This is a genomic window from Tepidanaerobacter syntrophicus (assembly GCF_001485475.2).
In the GTDB taxonomy this organism is placed as follows: domain Bacteria; phylum Bacillota; class Thermosediminibacteria; order Thermosediminibacterales; family Tepidanaerobacteraceae; genus Tepidanaerobacter; species Tepidanaerobacter syntrophicus.
In genome coordinates, this window is the sequence record NZ_DF977001.1 from 460,866 (window position 1) to 481,088 (window position 20,223).

16 protein-coding genes and 1 riboswitch are annotated in these 20,223 nt (G+C 39.3%); of the genes, 1 reads left to right on the plus strand and 15 read right to left on the minus strand.

Going from position 1 to position 20,223, the window contains the following annotated elements; translation table 11 throughout:
- Window positions 1-29 precede the first annotated feature (29 nt).
- The 11 genes from TSYNT_RS07230 to TSYNT_RS07280 all read right to left on the minus strand — a co-directional run bounded on the left by TSYNT_RS07230 (window position 30) and on the right by TSYNT_RS07280 (window position 13,833).
- Window positions 30-1,649 carry an ABC transporter substrate-binding protein gene (locus TSYNT_RS07230; RefSeq protein WP_083497694.1) on the minus strand — a complete coding sequence of 540 codons (1,620 nt, stop codon included), beginning with the start codon at window positions 1,647-1,649 and terminating at the stop codon, window positions 30-32.
- A 100-nt stretch (window positions 1,650-1,749) separates the two neighbouring features.
- On the minus strand, window positions 1,750-3,105 hold the full coding sequence (locus tag TSYNT_RS07235) for an amidohydrolase family protein (RefSeq protein WP_059032813.1): 1,356 nt from the start codon (window positions 3,103-3,105) through the stop codon (window positions 1,750-1,752).
- A 26-nt stretch (window positions 3,106-3,131) separates the two neighbouring features.
- On the minus strand, window positions 3,132-4,037 hold the full coding sequence (locus tag TSYNT_RS07240) for a diaminopimelate dehydrogenase (protein WP_059032814.1): 906 nt from the start codon (window positions 4,035-4,037) through the stop codon (window positions 3,132-3,134).
- A gap of 398 nt (window positions 4,038-4,435) precedes the next feature.
- Complete coding sequence (locus TSYNT_RS07245; protein ID WP_083497695.1) at window positions 4,436-5,866, minus strand: MATE family efflux transporter; 1,431 nt, start codon at window positions 5,864-5,866, stop codon at window positions 4,436-4,438.
- A gap of 369 nt (window positions 5,867-6,235) precedes the next feature.
- Window positions 6,236-7,162 (minus strand): diaminopimelate dehydrogenase, encoded by a 927-nt coding sequence (locus TSYNT_RS07250; RefSeq protein WP_059032815.1) that lies wholly within the window; start codon window positions 7,160-7,162, stop codon window positions 6,236-6,238.
- A 99-nt stretch (window positions 7,163-7,261) separates the two neighbouring features.
- Window positions 7,262-7,437, minus strand: a riboswitch (Lysine riboswitch).
- 180 nt (window positions 7,438-7,617) lie between these two features.
- Complete coding sequence (locus TSYNT_RS07255) at window positions 7,618-8,181, minus strand: pyruvate kinase alpha/beta domain-containing protein (RefSeq protein WP_059032816.1); 564 nt, start codon at window positions 8,179-8,181, stop codon at window positions 7,618-7,620.
- Between the two features lie 24 nt (window positions 8,182-8,205).
- A complete protein-coding gene (gene deoC, locus TSYNT_RS07260; protein ID WP_059032900.1) occupies window positions 8,206-8,889 on the minus strand; it encodes a deoxyribose-phosphate aldolase in 684 nt (227 codons plus the stop codon).
- A 40-nt stretch (window positions 8,890-8,929) separates the two neighbouring features.
- Window positions 8,930-9,385 (minus strand): YbaK/EbsC family protein, encoded by a 456-nt coding sequence (locus TSYNT_RS07265; RefSeq protein WP_059032817.1) that lies wholly within the window; start codon window positions 9,383-9,385, stop codon window positions 8,930-8,932.
- Between the two features lie 139 nt (window positions 9,386-9,524).
- The gene (locus TSYNT_RS07270; RefSeq protein WP_059032818.1) at window positions 9,525-11,633 is read right to left on the minus strand and encodes a heavy metal translocating P-type ATPase; all 2,109 of its coding nucleotides are present in this window, start codon (window positions 11,631-11,633) and stop codon (window positions 9,525-9,527) included.
- 117 nt (window positions 11,634-11,750) lie between these two features.
- On the minus strand, window positions 11,751-12,530 hold the full coding sequence (zupT, locus tag TSYNT_RS07275; RefSeq protein WP_083497696.1) for a zinc transporter ZupT: 780 nt from the start codon (window positions 12,528-12,530) through the stop codon (window positions 11,751-11,753).
- A gap of 106 nt (window positions 12,531-12,636) precedes the next feature.
- Complete coding sequence (locus TSYNT_RS07280; RefSeq protein ID WP_059032819.1) at window positions 12,637-13,833, minus strand: anaerobic nitric oxide reductase flavorubredoxin; 1,197 nt, start codon at window positions 13,831-13,833, stop codon at window positions 12,637-12,639.
- A 157-nt stretch (window positions 13,834-13,990) separates the two neighbouring features.
- On the opposite strand from TSYNT_RS07280, the gene TSYNT_RS07285 reads away from it, so the two are divergent.
- On the plus strand, window positions 13,991-14,905 hold the full coding sequence (locus TSYNT_RS07285) for a GerMN domain-containing protein (RefSeq protein ID WP_059032820.1): 915 nt from the start codon (window positions 13,991-13,993) through the stop codon (window positions 14,903-14,905).
- Window positions 14,906-15,038: 133 nt separating this feature from the next.
- On the opposite strand, the gene TSYNT_RS07290 is transcribed toward TSYNT_RS07285, so the two are convergent.
- Genes TSYNT_RS07290 through TSYNT_RS07305 form a run of 4 tightly spaced genes read right to left on the minus strand, consistent with a single transcriptional unit; the run spans window position 15,039 to window position 20,164 of the window.
- The gene (locus tag TSYNT_RS07290) at window positions 15,039-16,727 is read right to left on the minus strand and encodes an ABC transporter ATP-binding protein (protein ID WP_059032821.1); all 1,689 of its coding nucleotides are present in this window, start codon (window positions 16,725-16,727) and stop codon (window positions 15,039-15,041) included.
- Window positions 16,728-16,770: 43 nt separating this feature from the next.
- Entirely contained in the window at window positions 16,771-17,610 is an 840-nt protein-coding gene (locus tag TSYNT_RS07295; RefSeq protein WP_059032902.1) for an ABC transporter permease, read from the minus strand.
- Window positions 17,611-17,612: 2 nt separating this feature from the next.
- Window positions 17,613-18,581, minus strand: a complete 969-nt coding sequence (locus TSYNT_RS07300) for an ABC transporter permease (protein ID WP_059032822.1) — start codon at window positions 18,579-18,581, stop codon at window positions 17,613-17,615.
- Window positions 18,578-20,164 (minus strand): ABC transporter substrate-binding protein, encoded by a 1,587-nt coding sequence (locus tag TSYNT_RS07305; protein WP_083497697.1) that lies wholly within the window; start codon window positions 20,162-20,164, stop codon window positions 18,578-18,580. Before TSYNT_RS07305 ends, TSYNT_RS07300 begins: the two co-directional genes overlap by 4 nt.
- Window positions 20,165-20,223 lie beyond the last annotated feature (59 nt).

The window sequence follows — 20,223 nt, forward strand, 5'->3', positions numbered from 1 at the left end:
TAGAGGAGCCTTATCGGCCCCTCTATATTTTATTCTTCTACTTTTACTTCATAATAAGGCATATCGCTCCAGCCATTCCATGAAACCTTAAAATTCTTAACTCGGGGCTGCACAACGAATAAATGATCTAAATGGAATAATGGAATCCATGCAGCATCATCATAAACTATTATTTTTTCAAGTTCATTGTATAAAGCAATTCTTTCGTTCTGATCAGTCATTGCTCTTGCTTTTTCAAGCCCTTCCTGAACATACTCGTTGTTGTAATTGAAAGATCTTACTTTTGAGTTTTGCTTAGAAAAGAATGTATACATAAAGTTATCCGGATCATTGAAATCTGCAGACCAGTCACTTGTGTACATTGGAAGTTTACCTTCTCGTCTGGTTCCAAACCATGCAGCTTCATCCATTTGCACTATCTCTGCTTTTACGCTTATATCATTGAGCATGGCCTGGACAGCTTCATTTAGCTTTAAGGTATTTGGAGAATCAACAGTTTGCGAAATTTGCATTTGAAAACCATTCGGATAGCCTGCTTCTGTCAACAGCGACTTTGCCGCTTCTATATCATATGGTATGCCCGGCAGATTTGGATTATATCCTATAAGGCCCGGCGGCAGAATGCCTTTAGCAACTGTGCCTGTGCCATTATAAAGCGTATCTAGAAGAAGCTGCTTGTTGATTGCCCGCTGCATAGCTTTTCTAACTTTGACATCATCAAAAGGTTCTATGGCCTGATTGATGTTATAGTAATAGACGCCCACCCTGGGGCCGCTGACTATCTGGTTTTTCCACTTTTCGCTGTTTTTAAAATAGGGAATCTGAGAACGTGCATTGTCGCAGTCAAATACATCAATTTCACCTTTTTCAAACATCATTCTTTGTGTTTCTGCATCCGGAACTATTTTGGCTACAATTTTATCCAAGTCCGGTTTACCTTTAAAATAATTTGGATTAGCTGCTAAAACAATTTGGTCATTATAAGACCAACTACTCAGCACAAAGGGTCCTGTTCCTACTGTAGCTTCGGCTTTTACTCCAAAATCCTGTCCTGCGGCTTCAGTGGCTTTTCGATTATATATTGATCCTGCCGGAGTTGAAAGACAGGCTATAAATGGCGCAAAAGGCTGCGCAAGTGTAATTTGAATTGTATAATCGTCTATGACTTTAAGACCTCTTGTAGAATCAGCGGTGCCATCCATTCTTTCCTGAGCGCCATCTATCATATTAAGAAAATCCGTATTTAATGCCTTTGTCTTAGGATCTAACATACGATCAAAAGTGTAGAGGACGTCATCTGCCTTGAGTTCTTCTCCATTGTGAAACTTTACACCCTTTCTTAAATGAAATGTGTAAACAAGGCCGTCTTCTGATACATCCCACTTTTCTGCAAGTCCCGGTTGAAGTTCGGATTTCCCCGGTTCTATCGTAACAGCTTCAACTAAGCGATCATAAATGTTCAAAGGTATGAAGTATTCTTCAGTAGTAAGTTGAACATCGGCTGTTCCGGGATCTGACGTTTTAGCTATAGTTATAACTTTTTCTTTTTGCTGGGCAGGAGGAGCTGAGCTTGAGGAACATCCCGTAAGTTGAGATAATATCAATAATAATATTACAAAAGATACTAACCATTTTTTTCTTACTGGCATTAGAAAACCCCCTCATATTTTTTAATTTTTTAAACTAATAGCTCCATTTACACTTTACTTATAATTTTTGCTAAATCATCTCCTTCTTTTAAAAACTCTTCTACGCTCTAATAGCGCAGCCAAGGCGTCTGTTTATTATTTTGCCTTGGGCTAAAGCCATTCTGCCGCCTATAAGCACATAATCTATGCCATCAGGTGGCAATGTCGGGTTTTCAAATGTGGCTGTGTCTCTGATTTTTTCAATATCAAAAACAGTAATATCTGCATCGGCGCCTATGGAAAGAGTGCCTTTATCTATGCCGAATCTTTCAGCGGGAATATAGGTCATCTTGGCTATTGCTTCATTTAAAGATACAAGTTTCTTGTTTATAACATATTCTCGTATAAATCTTGGAAAAGTTCCGGCGGCTCTTGGGTGTCCGTTGCCATTGTTTAGTATTCCGTCACTTGCAACAATGGTTTTTGGGTGAGATAAGGCTTTATCTACTTCCGAATCCCTCATAACATGGGCTACAACCAAATAGTCCGGGTGATTTTCTCTTTCTTTTTTAAAACTGGCTTCATTTAGTCTTTGCCCTTTATATTCTCCTTGAGTTATCTCTAATGCCGAATAGTCTATGCCATATCTTTCTAGAAAACCATCATCGAAAGTAGTTGAGCCAATAGATGTGCAAAAAGCATTATACGGGTAGCAGTCTATACCTATATTGATACCGGTGCCGCTATGGTAGTCTATAATCTGAAGAGCTTGCTCCATTTGGCCATAAGCCGCCATACTGCCTATGTGGGATACCTGCACTTTTATACCGGTATCTTTTGCAATATTGATAAGTTCCATAATAGATGGCGCAACTTTATCTGCATCGTCTCTTATATGTGCGGCCACAATTCTGTCATATTTTTTAACTGTTTGGCTCAAAGCCGCCATCTCATCGCTGCTTACTCCCGGAATATAACGTATGCCAAAAGACAAACCTAGCGTTCCGGATTCCAGCTCGAATTCAAGTCTTTCGCTCATTTTATAAATAACATCTTTGCCTACGCCTTTATACTTGTCAAAATTTCCAAAATCACTTCTTAAATTTCCGTGAGCTGAAAGCAAGCCTATATTTATCGGATACCCGAGCCTATCAGCTTCATTTAAGTATCTTTCGGGATGCTTAGGGCCCGATCCGCAATTGCCTCCTACAGCACTTGTGACGCCCATTTTAAGCATGCAGTCGGCTATGTCAAAACTAAAATTTTTTTTCTTTTCATCATATGAATCTTCATGCATATGAATATCAACAAAGCCCGGAGAAATAGTAAGGTCGGAACAATCAATGTTGTTTTCTCCTTCTATTTCGTCGATTGTCAATGCTGCTATTTTTCCGTCTTTTATTCCTATATTTAATTTACTTGCAATTTTGTTTTTAGGATCAACCACATATCCGTTAAGAAGTGCATAATCAAACATAAGGTGTACCTTCTTTATATTAAATTTTAAACAAATCGCTTGATAAGGGATATTCTTTCGCCGTAAATGCAATCTATTGGAGGAATTTCAATCAAGGTGTAGCAGCCCGGATTTTGTTTCAGACTTGCCCTTGCAGCAGAAACCATAACTTGAGCTGTAGCGGCAGGATTCGTAAGGGACATCGTAAAATCCATTTTCTGATTATGAGTATTGCCTGACACGCCTTTTCTTTCTATATGAACTCCGTGGCCCATATCTATGAGGTTTTTCACATTGTCCACGCAAAACACATATGTTTCGTCTTGGTTAAAATAGGAATCATCTTTTATCTCTTTTGAAACCTCGTTAAAATCATAGCCATCTTCAAGTTCAATATAAACTAACCTTTTGTGAAGCCCCATGCCCTTGGGCACCGTTATAGATATGGCATCTTTTACTCCCGGTGTGGCTTTTACTGCTACTGTATGGCCCATGCTCATGCCCGGCCCGAAGTTCACTGTGGTGAGGCCTTTAGGTGCTATCATTTCCAGCACTGCTCTTATAATAGAGTCTGTGCCGGGATCCCATCCGGAGGCCATTATCGAGACTGTATTCTTTTCTTTTGAGATCTTGTCAAGACTTTCTTTCAATTCTATCATAGAATCTCCATGAATGTCATAGGCATCCACTGTATTTATTCCCATATTGAGATATATGGGCGCAGTGCTTGGTACATGCCTGCTGTCTATGGCAAGTATTGCAACATCCACTTTCCCGAGTTTTTCAATATTGTCTACTACAGGAACGTTTGGAATATTGACTTTTAGTTTTTCTATAAGGTGGGCAAGCTCTACAATACCCGCCGTTTCCATGTCAGGACTTTCTTCTACGGCTTCATATACTTTTTTACCCACATTTCCAAATCCTACTATGGCAATTTTTATCTTTTCCAATTTTGCTACCTCCCATTATCAGCCGGTTCCTATACGATAAATATTTAAAAATAGATAATTTTTTATCGTATCGGACAGTCTTATATATTCAAAGTTGAGCAATAATCGTGCCAATTATTCTATTGCCGCAATGCCTTAAAACAAAAGACTCCTGGGCATTTTATAAAATTAAAAAATCCAGTTTCCCGGAAAATTTTTATCAGTTAATATCAATTCGCACAGCTTAATATATGTATTTGCTGGCATTTCCGAAAAACTGGACTTAAGTTCTGATATATGAACTTATTTGATTAAAGCAGTATGTTAAATCTATTTATAATTATATTATTTTATAAATGGTTACTCAATGACTTTTATTAAAAAATTTTTAAGGTATAAAGGGCTCTAGAAGAGCTCCTCTATACCTTTATATGTTTCCACTTTCCCAAGTTGTATCTAATGTATATAAAAACCGAACGGAATATCTGGTCAAGGGCCTGTGCTGTCCATGCGCCAAAAAGGCCAAAACCCATATTAATAAATATCTTTGCAAATAAAACTCGAATTCCCCATATGCCTACAACTGTTGCAAAAAGAGGTCCTCTGGTATCACCAGCTCCTCTCAGCGCCCCTGCCAAAATAAATTGCGTAGATTGCATTGGCTGCATAAGGGCTATTATTTTAAAGCATCCTGCCGCAAGGGCAATTACTTGGGCATCTCTGTTATAAATAGATGCTATTGGCTTACCGAAAAAGAAAAATGTAGAAGCTATTGCAACGGCGACGTACATGCCTATGCGCCGTGTTTCAAGACCGTATTTTTCAGCAAGGTCCGGTCTTCCTGCCCCAAGGCTTTGACCCACCAGAGTAGTTGCCGCCATTCCAAAAGCTTGGCTTGGAGAAAAGGAGAGTCCGAAGACATTAAGCGCTATCTGGTGAGCTGCAAATACTGTAGTGCCGAGCCCTGCAACAGTCCTTGCAAATTCTACCTGGCCAAGTCGAAGGACAAACTGTTCTATTCCTGAAGGTATTCCAATCTTTAGTATTCGTTCTATTACGTTAAAATCAAAGTAAATTCCCTTTTTCTCTGAAAGTGTAAGTATAGAATTAGGATGGTATATAGCCATAAGAGCCATAATCATCCCTACAAGGCGCGAAAGCGTCGTAGCTATAGCTGCACCTGCAACACCCATTGCCGGAAAACCTAGTTTTCCATAGATTAACACATAATTCATACCAACATTTAAAAGATTTGAAATCAGATTATATCTCATGGGCGTCATGGTATCTCCCGCGCCTCTTAATGCCGCACCTATTCCCATACTGATAGAAATAAATATGCCACCTAGTGCAATAATTTGTAAATATGTTACTGCAAGAGGGTACACATCGGGTTCTGCCCCCATAAAGTTTATAACACTTCCGGCAAAAACGTATCCAAGTATGCTCACTAAGGTTCCGATAATAAACGTCAAAATAAGCGTTTGTTTTACAACAGAACTTGCAGATTCGGTATCATCTGTGCCAACATAACGCGCTATAAGAGCAGTGCTGCCTACATTAAGAGCTTGAAATACTGAAAGCGCAAGCATTGTAGGTTGATTTGTGATGCCTACGGCTGCAAGCGATTCCTTGTTTACTTGTCCCACCATGACCATATCAACCATACCGAACAATGTACCAAGGAGTAATTCTATAAGGGAAGGCATTGCGAGCTGCATTATGCGCTTGCGAAGTATGCCTCTGTCACTGGCTTCATCAATAATTTCTTCCTCTTGAATTTCTTCGTAAAAATTAGGTTCTTCATTACTTGCCTGATTTTGTTTAATATTTTTTTGTTCATGTTCCATTTATATTTACCACCTCATTAACCTGTTTTATCACAGCCGAAGTCATAAATCACCTCCACTTGTTACGGCCAAAATAGTTATAATAGTTGTATTAATACCTTGCAAACAAATAATAATATTCCTTGATATAAATATTATATCATTTTTTGCAAGCTGTAAGATATTAGCGAACTTCTTAGGTATCGCCAATACTTTTACTAAAAAAAGACCCCTGCTTTCAGGGTCAACCGTGAAAGAAAGGGGGCATAAAAAATAAGGGTAAATCATTTAAGTAAGAAATAGGGTCTGTATAAATTATAACATTATACAGTCTAATTTACCATACTTAAATTAAGCTAAATTTCCAATTTTTTATAAGTAATTCAAAACTTATATTAAGCGATGCAAAAGTGATTCCTTATCTCCATAAAGAAAATCAATAATAGGAATTTCAAGAGTGCTGTAGCATCCCGGTTTCTGTTTAAGACTTGCGCGTGCAGCTGCCGCCATAATTTGGCCTGTTGCCGCCGGATTGCATATAGACATACTAAATTCTATTCTTTGATTGCTGGTTACCCCCGAAACTCCCTTCCTTTCCATATGGACTCCGTGCCCCTTGTCGATAAGGCTCTTTACGTCATCTACCTTATAAACATGAGTCTCATCATGAATGAAATAAGGATCGTTTTTAATTGCTTGAGAGATTTTTTCAAAATCATAACCATCTTTTATTTTTACATATACCATTCTTCTATGAATACCTGTGCCTTCAGGTATAGTCATTGATAGAGCATCTTCTACCCCTTCAATCGATTTTGCTACCACTGTATGACCCATGCTCATGCCCGGTCCAAAGTCAGTATATGTTATTCCCCTGGGTGCAATTACCTCCATCAAAGTTCTTACAATTGAATCTGAGCCCGGGTCCCAACCGCACGAAATAATTGAGACTGCATTATTTGCTTTTGCAAGACTATCAAGATTTCTTCTAAGCTCGATTATAGAATCTCCGTGAATATCAAAGCTGTCTATCGTATTAATTCCCTGCTTTAAATACATAGGCGCAACCTCAGGAACCGAACGGCTGGGTATACTCAGTATAGCTGCGTCTACCTTCCCTAATTCAGCAACATCAGTTACAACCGGCACTTCTCCTACAAGCTTTTTTACTGAATCAACTTTTTTAGGATTTCTCAAAACTATGCCCGCTACTTCCATATCCGGGCTTTCCTCTACAGCAGGCAAAACCTCTCTTCCTACATTACCAAAACCTACTATTGCAACTCTTATCTTCTTTGCGCTTACATCTGTTGTCATTTTACTTCCTCCCTCTTGATTTAAAATTAAGAGGTCTTGCAAAAAACAAAAACAACCGGGTATACTTGCCGGTTGTTTCACTCTTGGCAAATACCTCTCTCCTGAAGTAGCTCTCCACCGAATTGCTCCGGTGACAGTCCTATACTTATTCAGCATAGGCCCAGCATGGTCTTTGGGAAAAACCACACTTCGGCAGTGTTCCCTTTCGGCTTGCTTAATCAGCTTCCCTCGCCTCTGCAAGCTTACTCTTGATACACCGCGCCTCTACCTCAACTCTTAGCGAGATGAGGCATATTCAATTTTTTATAACTATATCACAATTTGTTCGTTCTGTCAATTTTTCTCAAAATCGACAGAACGAAAATTTCCTTTATTATTGCTGAGACAGCGCCGGGGGAAAATAAAAAACAACTACTTTATTTTGCACAAAGTAGTTGTTTTTTACTAAAACTAGGTTAAACACCTTTTTCTTTACTTGCGGGTTTGCATAAAATCTGCGAAATCCAAGTGTCAAAAATCGCAGAGGCGTGTGCCGGTCTTATGATAATTGCGGTATCGGCTCCTTCGGAAGTGCCGCCTACAGCTATTATGTCTTCCCCGTAAGGGATAAGTCCTGCGTCAAGAGCCATAACAGCCGTTTCCACACAAACTTTGGTACCCTGTCCTAACATCCGCAAAGTTTGAGCTATGATTTCAACAGGATATGCACCGCCAAATTTGCGGCTAATTCCTCTTTCAGCGCCTGAAAGCACATGAGTAGTTGTAAGGACTTTCACTCCGGCATCTGTAAGCTCTTTTCTTACATTTTCGCTCATTTCCTGCTGGCCAGGTTTTTCAAAACCTGTTACATGTGTTACGCAAACAAGATTTACTCCAAGATTTGCATCTTTAAAAAGTTTTGCTGTATAGCCTTTGCATGATGCTATTACAACATGTTTTACATCATATTTTTTTATAGCATCCCTTACAACTTCAAGGGTCTTTTCAGTATTTTGTTTCCCAGCTTTTTCAAAATACATTTTCCTTACCTCCAACTTATTTTGCTAACTAATTTGCTGTTCATAATCTTGAATAATGGTGATTCCCGAGCTTGTTCCTATTCGTGTAGCTCCTGCCTCAATCATGGCAAGTGCTGTTTTGGCATCCCTTATACCGCCGGAAGCTTTCACTTCCATTGCATTTCCTACTATTTTTTTCATTAGCTTTACATCATCCACAGTAGCCCCTCCTGCTCCAAAACCTGTAGATGTTTTTACAAAATCCGCTTGGGCTGCTTTAGCCAACTGGCAGGCAGACACCTTTTCATTTTCATCAAGGTATCCTGTCTCCAGAATTACTTTTACTTTTGCTTGTGGATTAATTGATTTTGCCGCTTTTACCACTTCAGCGATGTCTTCTTGAACACCGTAAAAATCGCCGCTTTTTAGCAGTCCCACATTCATCACCATATCTATTTCTGCGGCTCCTGCTTTAACAGCTTCTGCTGCTTCAAAGGCTTTCGAGGCAGTCAGCATTGCTCCCAGTGGAAAACCTACGGTAGAACCTACTTTAACATCAGAATCCTTTAAAATGCTTGCTGCATGTTTTACATAACATGAATTTACGCATACAGCATAAAACCCGTATTCTTTTGCTTCCAAACACAATAATTCAATATCGGCAAATGTAGCCGTAGGTTTGAGCAGTGTGTGATCTATGTACTTAGCAAGCTCGTTTTTTGTAAGCATAAAAATCACCTAACCTTCTATTTTATTTTAAATAAAAACATTACTGGCTAATATCAATCCACTTTCCCAAGGTTAACTCTTCCAGCTCCTGCACGGACAATTTTACAGCCGCATTAAATTCCCCTGCCGCAGGATATACAGTACCATATTCTTTTAGAGAAATATCAAGATAAATATCAATGGGATTTCTCAGGGCAAAGGGGCAGACCCCGCCTACCGGGTGACCTGTTATCTCCATCACTTCCTCCGGCTCCGGCATTTTAGGTTTGCAAGCAAAAATATTTTTAAATTTACGGTTGCTGATTCGCTTATCCCCTGCCATCAAAACCATTATGTATTTCTCCTTTACTTTTAAAAGCAAAGACTTTACTATTTCTCCTTCTGTAACATTTAATGCTTTAGCAGCTTTTTCCACTGTGCTGGTATCTTCGAAAACTTTTATGTTTGCATCGATATTTTTTTCTTTAAAGTAATTCTTTACAGCCTCTACCGACAACGACTTCCACCTCGCGAATACATAATGACATAATCTGTCTCAATTATACATGGCGCACTTTAAATGTGCAACTTTGCCAAGATAAAGAATGAAAATGCAAAAAGCGCCGAAACTAAATGCTTCGGCGCACCATAAGATCTTACTTTACGCGTAAAGTCCTGATTGAGTTCATTACAGCAAGAAGAGCCACACCAACATCTGCAAAAACCGCTTCCCACATATTAGCAATGCCCAATGCTCCCATAGCTAGGAAAATGAGTTTTACGCCTAGCGCTCCTGTAATATTTTGCATAATTATCTTTTTGGTATATCTTGCCATTTTTACAGCTTGGGGAATTTTAGAGAGGGCATCTTCCATAATAACTATATCAGCAGCTTCAATAGCAGCATCAGAGCCTAAGCCTCCCATTGCAATTCCCACATCTGCGCAAGCAAGTACCGGCGCATCGTTTATTCCGTCTCCAATAAAAGCCGTATTATTTCTTGAGCCATTGTAGTATTTAAGTTCTTCTAATTTCTCTACTTTTTCTTCAGGCAAAAGCTCTGCATAATATTCATCAATTCCAAGCTCTTTTGCTACATTTTCAGCTGTTTCTTTTGCATCGCCTGTAAGCATTACGACTTTCTTTATTCCCAAATTTTTAAGCTCTTTAATTGTTTTTGCTGCATCTTGCCGGATTTTATCAGCAATTAGGATATATCCCGCATATCTATCGTCAATTGCTATATGAACTACTGTTCCAACTATACCTTTATTATCTAAATTTGCTTCTATTTCCTCGCTTTTTAAAAGCTTTTCATTGCCGGCAAGTATTTGTTTATCCTTAACTTTTGCCATTACACCCCGCCCTGCTATTTCTTTATATCCCTTTATCTCGGAATCATTTATGGGTTTACCATAAGCCTCTATTATGGATCTTGATATGGGGTGGTTGGAATAAGCTTCGGCATATGCTGCAAATCGCAGCAGCTCTTCTTGTGTAAATCCGTTTACAGGCACTATCCGGCTCACTTTAAAAACACCTTCTGTAAGTGTGCCCGTCTTGTCAAATACCGCTATATCAAGATCGGCTAAAATATCTATGAAGTTTGCGCCTTTAACAAGAATTCCCTTTCGTGAAGCTCCTCCGATTCCTCCGAAATATCCAAGGGGCACCGAAATCACCAGGGCGCAGGGGCAAGAAATTACCAACATCGTCAATGCTCTATATATCCACTTGCTAAAGCTCTCTCCCGGTATAATCACAGGGGGGATAAGAGCAATTGCTGCTGCTGCCAGCACCACTAAAGGCGTATAGTATCTTGCAAATTTTGTAATTATCTGTTCTGTTTTTGCTTTGCGAGAAGATGCATTCTGGACTAACTCAAGTATTTTCGAAACAGAAGAGTCTTCAAAGGTTTTCTCTACTTTTACCTTTAATGTCCCTTCCATATTAATCATTCCGGCCATTATTTTATCTCCGGTTTCCACACTGCGGGGGACTGATTCTCCTGTAAGGGTTGAAGTGTCAAGATATGAAGCACCTTCCACGACTTCGCCATCAAGGGGGATCTTTTCTCCCGGTCGAATAAATATCGTGTCACCTATGTTGATAGTTTCAGGCAAAACTCTGATTATGCCTTTGTCTGTCACTAGATTTGCATAATCAGGCCTAATATCCATAAGATCTCCGATAGACTTGCGGCTTCTGTTTACAGCAAGGGACTGGAGGTACTCGCCTATACAGTAAAATAGCATTACGCTTGCAGCTTCAGGCAGCTGGTGTATCGCAAATGCTCCTAAGGTAGCAATAGTCATTAAAAAGTTTTCATCAAATATTTGTCCGCGAAATATATTGGAAAATGCAGACTTTAGAACATTCTTTCCGGCTAGTATATAGGATATAACAAATAGACTGTATTCTATAATCTCAAATCTTCCATGAAGCTTAGGGGATAATATTATTCCGGCTATTAAGAAAAGAAATGAAAAAATTATGCGAAAAAGTTTCGTGCGAAATGTATCCCTTTCTTCGTCTTCATCATTAGTATGATGACTAAATGAGGAAGATTTCTTTGAAATTAATTTGATATTGGGATCTACTTTTTTAATAGCTTCCTCAGCTTTTTCTTCAAGGTCTTCATTTATTCGGACGGTCTTACTGGCAAAGTTTACTGTCGCATCAGACAAGCCGTCGATTTTCTTTAATTCGTCTTCGATTTTCGCCGCGCAATGGGGACAATCTAGGTTTTTTAGTTCATATATCATTTTAAGGCCCCCCTATATCATTTTTATACTTGAACAATCATTCAATTGTTTCCTAAAATTATTCTAACACAAGGGAGCTAAAAATACAATATTTAAGATAGTTGAAGGTATAATAAATCACATAAATATAACTCCGGTTAATGGCATCAGGCAAATGCCGGCAAAAGATGACAAAAGCGCCAGCCTGCTGTAGCCATACTGTCTTGAAGTGGGAATAAGCTCCTCAAAGCTTATATAAATCATAATACCTGCTACTACTGCAAAGGTTGCTCCCAGTAAAAAATCATTAATGAACGGTCTTAATGCAAGAAATGTTAAAATTGCGCCAATAGGTTCGGCAATGCCTGATAAAAAAGTATATTTTAAAGCAGTGGCTTTGCTTTGTGTCGCAAAATAAATGGGCATAGCCACTGAGATACCTTCAGGTATATTGTGAAAAGCAATCGCAATACCTATTGATGCTCCAAGAACCGGATCATTATAGCCAGCCATAAAGGTTGCGACCCCCTCCGGAAAATTATGTAATGTAATAGCAAGCATCGAAACAAAGCCTACTCGGTATAGGTTTTTATGTGGCTTATCATTTTTTTCTGTATCAAATTCTTCATGGGGAACGAAGTAATCAATTGATAAAGCAGCCAGCAGACCCAATGCCATAAATATCACCGAAAAAACTACCGCCCGGCTTTCTCCGGTATAGATTCCTATAGCTCGTTGAGCTTGCGGCAGTAAATCGGAAAACGATACCGAAATCATTACTCCTGCTGCAAATCCCAATGAGCACGAAACTATTTTTTCACTTTTTGATTTTGCAAAAAATATTAAAACAGAGCCCAGCATTGTTGACATGCCGGCTAAGACAGAAATTGCCAATGCCGTTAAAGCTCGTTGATCCAAGCATCCCACCTCCAATATTCAAAACTGTAAGAAAATAATTATTGTAAAAAACCCGGAAGAGGCAATTACAGCCCTTCCGGAATCATTTGCTCGTTTTTTGACCTGATTAGTTATTGTTTAATATTTCTCCAATTTCCCGACCGAATTCTATACATTTCTGTTTGCCTTCCTTGTCAGGGTTCCACATTAGCTTAATTCCATCATTTATTATTTCAAAACCGGCTTTTTGGAGTTCTTCTGTAATTATTTTGACTCCTTCTCCGCTCCAACCGTAAGTTCCAAAAGCCGCAGCTTTTTTATTTTTAAGCCCCAGACCTTTCAATACTCCAAGTAAGCCTCCCGTCGAGTGGAGCACAAAGCGGTTTACAGTAGGAGAACCTACTAAAATAGCTTTTGATTTAAAGATTTCGGTAATGATGTCGTTATTGTCAGATCGGGCACTGTTGAACAGTTTTATTGTAATGCCTTGATTTGTCTGTCTTATCCCCTCTGCTATGGCCTCTGCCATTCTTCTTGTCTCATTCCACATAGTATCATAAATTATTGTTATCTGGTTTTCTTGGTAGGCATTGGCCCATTCCTGGTATATCTTTACAATCTGTAAGGGATCTTTTCTCCATATCACACCGTGGCTTGGGCATATCATATCTATTTTAAGATTTAGATTTAAAACTTCGGTAATTTTTTTATCCACAAGTTTGCTAAAAGGGGCTAATATGTTTGCATAATATTTTAAGGCTTCTCCATAAAGTTCGCTTTGGTCTACAAGGTCATTATACATATGCTCTGATGCATAATGCTGGCCAAAAGCGTCATTGCTGAATAAAATATTGTCTTCTGTAAGGTAAGAAAACATGGTGTCCGGCCAGTGAAGCATCGGAGCTTCTATAAAGATAATTTCCTTCTTTCCTAGACTTAATCGATCGCCGGTTTTTACCGGAATAAAATTCCAATCTTCATGGTATTGTCCCTTTAAAGATTTTATACCATTGTTAGTGCAATATATAGGTGTTCCTGGAATTTCCCTCATCAGTGCCGGCAGCGCGCCGCTATGGTCAATTTCGCCATGGTTTGCAATTATATAATCGATTTTTTTCAAATCGACCTCTTTTTTTAGCTGCTCGATAAATTCATCTGCAAAGGGTTCCCATACTGTATCAATAAGCACCGTCTTTTCATCTTGCACAAGGTAAGAATTGTAGCTGGAACCGCGGTGTGTCGACAAATCTTCTCCATGAAACTTCCTAAGTTCCCAATCAATCTTTCCTACCCATTTGACATTATCGTTAATTTTAAAACTCATTTTTATCCCTCCATTCTATTACGTCTACTTATATTTAACAGATTTATATGGTCTTTGTCAAACAACCGCGAGCTCTTTTGTAACAAGTTTGTATTTTTCTTATTAGAAAATATCTGATATAATGTTGTTAAATCAAAAGGATTAGAGGTGGCAGTAAATGAAAAAATTTTTAGCAATACTCATCGCGCTAAGTCTTTTGGTAATAACGCCCGCCTGCTCGATAAACCAGAAAACGGCATCAATTAATTTGTATTATACAAATAATGACAACAGCCAAGTTTTAACCGAAACCAGAGAAATCAAATATACCAAAGATGAAGAAATTCCAAAACTTGCCTTGGAAGAACTTTTAAAAGGACCCAAGACTCAAGGTTTAAAATCCACCATTCCGGAAGGAACAAAGCTTTTAGATATTAATGTAAAAGATAAAATTGCTACCGTAAATTTGTCAAAGGATTTTACGGGATTTCCGGGCATGATGGCTGAAAGTTTGGCGCTAATTTCTATCGTAAATACATTAACAGATATAGACGGTATCGAAAAAGTTGAAATACTTGTCGATGGTAAAGAGTTTATAGGACCAAGCGGCAACCCTTACGGTCTTTTGACTCGCTATGACATTGATCAAATCAATAATGATTTAAGTGGAAAAAAGGAAACTGTTACGCTTTATTTCCCTGATGAGCAAGCAATGTATGTTGTTCCCGAAAAGCGTGAAATTACAGTAAAGGACGATAAGCCTATAGCACAAATTGTGATTGAAGAATTGATGAAGGGTCCAACTGTGTCCGGCCTTACAGCAACTTCTATTCCAAAAGACGCAAAACTGCTTTCAGTAGAAGTAAAGGATGGCATTGCATATGTAAACTTTTCCAAAGAGCTTATTGAAAACCATGTAGGTGGTTCTACAGGCGAAATGATGACCATCGTCCCTATAGTAAATTCCCTTACGGAACTTCCCGGAATAAATAAAGTTCAGTTTCTTGTAGAAGGTAAAAAAGAACAGACCTTAGCGGGTCATGTTATCTTCGATGAACCTTTTGAAAGAATGGAAGAGTGGATAAAAAAATAGAATACTTACTGTTTGATATAGGTTTTTCAAAAGTGATTATCTAAAGTTCTTTAAAAGTGGGGCGGCTTCTGACCGCCCTTTTTTGCGTTCAATAAGCAATGCAGCTGTTAGAGGTTATGCGCAGATAACATTTTCAGCTATTTTTGCTTATTAACTTCCTGGCATATTCACTTTTAGGATTATCAAATACTTTCCGGGCCGGACCTGTTTCCACTATTTCACCCTTATGCATTATATACAGTTTGTCGGCGATTTTTCTTGCAATATCCAAGTCGTGGGTAATATAAATCATGGAAAATCCTAATGCGTTCTGAAGACCCTTTAAAAGCCGCAAGATATTAGCTTGGGTGGAAGGATCCAGCATAGAGCTAATCTCATCGGCGATGAGAAGTCGCGGCTTTAAAACAAGGCTGCGAGCGATAGCAACCCGCTGCCGTTGCCCACCGCTTAACGTAAAGCATCTCCTGTTTAAAAAAGTATTATCACATGCAAGTTCCACATCTGCGAGAGCTTGTTTTACCATTGCTGTTCGTTCATCTGTATTATAGAGCTTTAATATGTCCAGAGGTTCCTTTACAGCTTGCAGTACTGTAAATTGCTTGTTTATGGATGAAAATGGGTCTTGAAACACCATTTGGATACCTCTTAGCTGGCTGGTAAATTCATGCTGTTTTATTGTTTGACCTAAGAATTCAATATTCCCGCTTTCAGGTTCCAAATAACCTGAAAGAATACTTGCCAGAGTAGTTTTACCTGATCCGGATTGTCCTATCAATGCTATAATCTCGCCTGCGCGAATACTCATATGACAATCTTTGCATGCGCAAATCTTGTTGCCTTTAAAAGAGTAGGTTTTATTTATTCCCCGGGCTTTTAAAAGTGTTATAATCCCACCTTGATTGCAGGCAACTTTGCGCTCAAGGGATGCATATTTCAGTTTAGGTTTTTGACTTTTGCATATATCTTCTTTTTGATTGCACCGAGGATAAAAGGAGCAGCCCTCCTCGGTTGCCGCCTCACTTGCCCGGGGAATTCCCCATAGATCCTGATATGGATTTAAAGAAGGCGATGAATTTATGAGCCCGCGCGTATAAGGATGCAATGGGTTTTCAAGTATATCTCTTGTCAGTCCTTCTTCTAAGATATGCCCCCGGTACATCACACACATTTTATCGGTAAGTCGCGTAATTACAGAAAAATCATGGGATATTACAATCATAGCAAACCGCTTTTGGTGTTGAAGGTAAGCTAAAAGCTCGATAATTTCTTCTTTGGATACGGCGTCTAAAGAAGATGTCGGCTCATCAACTATAAGCACTTTAGGATCACATGCCAATGCCATAGCAATAAGCACCTTCTGCCGCATACCTCCCGATAGCTGATGAGGTAAGCTATCTGCTACAGAGGTATCCAATCCCACTTGTCCAAGGAGTTCTTTTACTCGAGAATCCGCGTCATGACTTTTTATTTTCGTATGACGTATAATACACTCTTTTATCTGCTCATTTACGGTCATAAGCGGATTTAATATGTCAAGACCGTTTTGAAATACCATAGCAATGTGTTTCCATCGATACATATCCAGCTGCCTTTGCGAAAGCTCTCTTAAATTGATTTTATTATATTCTATTGTCCCCGTAATCTTTGCAGTCGGTCTAAGTATACCCATTATAGCTAAGCCCAGTGTGGTTTTACCGCTTCCTGATTCTCCGATGATTCCCATGGATTGACCCTGTTCTAGGATAAAAGATACCTCGCTTACGGCATGGGTTTCTTGACCGTCCCCGCTATAGGTTATTGATAGATTTTCAACTTTTAACATGGCAATACCTCTGTTTAAAACATCCGATTTTGGTTTCTAAAATCTAATCAATTTTGGCATCTAATATTTTTTCAAACTCTCTGCCAACAGTGGCTGTAGCAAGAACCAACAATATTATACAAAGCAGCGGATATATAATCCACCATTTCCAATAATCGGTAAAATATATGCCGGGAAAATTTAATGCATAATTTAGTATAAGCCCCCAACTTTTACTTGTGGGGTCCCCTAGGCCTAAAAATGAAAGACTTGCCTCGGATACTATGGCCCTGCTTATAAGTTTTATAAAACTTATAAGCGAAATTGGAAAAATCTGCGGCAGAAAATGTCTGTAAGTTATGTAAAAAAATCCTGCTCCATAGCCCTCGGCTACTTTTATGTAAGTTTCCTGTTTGGCCGAAATAATCTTTGAGCGTATAATCCGCGCGGGCACAGCCCAAGATAAAATAGATAATATTAATATAATGTTTTTTATGCTCGGGCCGAAAAAAGCCCCTGTCACAACCATTATGGGCAAACTTGGTATAGATGTAAGTATATCTATTAGAGCTGTAATTACAAGGTCAGCTACCCCTTGATAATATCCGGATACAACGCCCAGTAGTGTGCCAAGAAAACATGCAATTACTGCTGTGCCTATTCCCACTACAATGCTGTTTCGCGCCCCGTGGCATATTTGAGCCCACAAATCTATGCCCAGATCATCAGTGCCTAGTATATGGGCTTTGCCGGGGGGCTCCAAAGAAGCGCCCGTCGGCTGATTCCAGGGGTATTTTGTAAGCATCGGGGCAAAAATGGCGATAAAACATACTAAGACTATGAAAACTAAGGAAAATTTACCTGCTATTGAAAACTGTTTCACGATTTTAGGCATTTTTATCACCATTAAGTTATTCTCGGGTCAAGCCTTTTATATAAAATATCAACTGCCGCATTCATGATAATTACAAAAAGCGTTACGGTTAGAAAAATGCCCTGTATCAGAGGATAATCCCTGACCATTACGGCTTGTCGCATTAATGAACCGAGGCCCGGATATTTAAATACATTTTCTACCAATAATGTCCCTCCCACTGCTTGTCCCAAACTGTAAAAGGCTTGGGTTGCAATAGGCAAGGCAGCATTAGATAAGGCGTGGCGAAAGAGTATACGCCTTGTGCCAAGTCCCTTAGCTTTAGCTGTGATTATATAATCTTTCGACATTATTGTAATCATGCTGTTTCTGGCTATAAGGTAAAATCCGCTCATCTGCACAACAGAGAGTGTCAGGGTAGGTAAAAAACCGTGACGTGCTATATCTAAAAGCACATCAATCCAAGAGGCATAGTCCGCAAAGGGTTTTGCGCCACCTGAAAGAGGAAAAATTCCCTGCCGAGCCGCCAAATAAAACAGGAAAAATATGCCTATTAAAAACGCTGGAATCTCAGAAATTACCACCATGATACTATAGAGGAACTTATCCGAAGCATTTCCTCTGTACCATGCGGACAAGCAGCCCAACAGCGTGCCAACGCCACCCCCGATTATTACTGATAGCAGTACTAAGGAAACAGACCAAGGAATACGGTTCTTAATAATTGTCTTAACATCACTGCCGAAATATATGCTGTACCCCAAATCCCCTTTGATAATACCCTTCAGATAGCTGCCATATTGGGCAAGCATAGACTTATCCAGACCGTAGTATGCTTTAAACCGATCAATTTCTTCTTGAGAATAAGTTACAGCAACCTCTCCCTGTTCGCTTGATAAAAAATAGAAGGGGTCACCCGGCATAATTCGGGGCAAAAAGAAGTTCAATGTGATTATACAGAAAAACGTTGCAAAATATTTCAGGGCTTTTTGATGTCTCATTTATCTTGTTCCAAGTATGATAATTTGTTATGAGTTACTGCGTGATGGTCAAAAACATGAACCCATCCGTCGTACTTTTCCGGTTTAAAGACTGTATAATCAATTGTATTGTAGATGGGCAGTATTGGTATCTCGTCTGATATAAGCTTTTGAAGCTCCATTATCATCGATTTTCTTTTTTGTTCATCAAGTTCAGCAAGCTGCTCTTTGCAAAGTCGGTTTATATCGGGATTGCTGTAACCGCAAATTACATTGGATGTGGGACCGGCATCGCAAGCTGCGGTTGCCGCATAAACTTCCCTGAGACAATCGGCATCCGCCCCCCAGCCGCCATGTCCGATTATGGCAAGTTCATAATCACAGTTTTTAACACAGCTGTCGCGGGTTTTCATGTCTACCGAACGAACATCGATATTGATTCCGGCTTTTGCGAAATTGATTTTAAGAAGTTCTGCGATTCTGGCTTCTTGTTGGCTGTCCGATATTAGCAGCGCCAGGTTTAATGATTTATTATTTAAAAGTTCTTTAGCTTTTTCTATATCAAAATCATATCGCGTAACATCGGGATTATACCATATATGATCAATCGGTAAATATCCGGGGCTTGCGGGAACCGCCGCGCCTCGTGCTACTTTTTCGATAAGTTCGTCAACATTTACTGCATGGGCAATTGCTTTTCTTACGTTTATATCCGCTAATTCCGGTTTTTTCTCCATATTAAATAAAAGTTTATAACCCCAGAAGGCCGGACTTTTAAGGATTTTAAATTCCTTATTGTTTCTATATCGATCAATTAAATCCGGCGGAACATCCAAAACATCGATTTCTCCGTTTTCGAAAGCCAGCACCGGATCACTTACCGGGATAAATTCAATAACATCTACCCCAGGCTTCCGTCCCCAGTAATCTTTAAATGCTTGGAATCGGTATTTGCCCTGTTCTTGACTATAATCCGTAAGTATGTACGGTCCGCATCCTACTAATTTATCCAAATCCATTATTTTTTTGGGATCATCTATGTCCTTCCAGATATGCTCCGGAATTATCCTGACAATCCCCACTCTATCCAGTACTGTAGCGTTAGGATCTTTTACCACTATTTTTACCCGGTCTTCATCAATAACCTCTATTTTTTCTATAAATGGTTTGCTATCAATTAATAAGCTGTTTGACACCGGAGGATGTTTTTCGAAATACTCGAAAGAAAACTTCACATCTTGGGCGGTAAGCATCTTTCCGTCATGCCATTTGACCTTAGAGTTTAAAAGAAAGGTATACTCCCTGCCGTCCGATGAGATAGTCCATTCCTTCGCCAGCCATGGAATAAGACCGTCTTCTCCTTTTTCCAGAAGGCTGTCATAGATAAGACGCATTTTCGATGCTCCAGGTCCCCGAGAATAGTGAGCAAATGGGGAAGGAAACCCCCAATCCCCGCCTTCCAGGCGTATTACCAATGAGCCGCTTTGACTTCCGGTGCTGCCTGTACTTTTTTCTGTGGTTTTTGCGCCGCAGCCTGCCATATTTAAAATCGCAATTATGAGTATCATTGCAGCAAGCAGTTTGGTTATTTTTGATTTTTTCACATCAAATCCCCTATCTGAATGTTTTGTTTTTTTGTCAGGGTTGGCTAATTACTTTAAGG

Coding starts and splice junctions, on each gene's coding strand:
- TSYNT_RS07270 (WP_059032818.1), bottom strand. CDS start 11,633: ATGATATATGAACTAAAAAACCTAGATTGTCCCCATTGCGCGGCGAAA.
- deoC (WP_059032900.1), bottom strand. CDS start 8,889: ATGCTTACAAAAAACGAGCTTGCTAAGTACATAGATCACACACTGCTC.
- TSYNT_RS07230 (WP_083497694.1), bottom strand. CDS start 1,649: ATGCCAGTAAGAAAAAAATGGTTAGTATCTTTTGTAATATTATTATTG.
- TSYNT_RS07255 (WP_059032816.1), bottom strand. CDS start 8,181: ATGTATTTTGAAAAAGCTGGGAAACAAAATACTGAAAAGACCCTTGAA.
- TSYNT_RS07250 (WP_059032815.1), bottom strand. CDS start 7,162: ATGACAACAGATGTAAGCGCAAAGAAGATAAGAGTTGCAATAGTAGGT.
- TSYNT_RS07290 (WP_059032821.1), bottom strand. CDS start 16,727: ATGTTAAAAGTTGAAAATCTATCAATAACCTATAGCGGGGACGGTCAA.
- TSYNT_RS07245 (WP_083497695.1), bottom strand. CDS start 5,866: ATGGAACATGAACAAAAAAATATTAAACAAAATCAGGCAAGTAATGAA.
- TSYNT_RS07285 (WP_059032820.1), top strand. CDS start 13,991: ATGAAAAAATTTTTAGCAATACTCATCGCGCTAAGTCTTTTGGTAATA.
- TSYNT_RS07235 (WP_059032813.1), bottom strand. CDS start 3,105: ATGTTTGATTATGCACTTCTTAACGGATATGTGGTTGATCCTAAAAAC.
- TSYNT_RS07280 (WP_059032819.1), bottom strand. CDS start 13,833: ATGAGTTTTAAAATTAACGATAATGTCAAATGGGTAGGAAAGATTGAT.
- TSYNT_RS07300 (WP_059032822.1), bottom strand. CDS start 18,581: ATGAGACATCAAAAAGCCCTGAAATATTTTGCAACGTTTTTCTGTATA.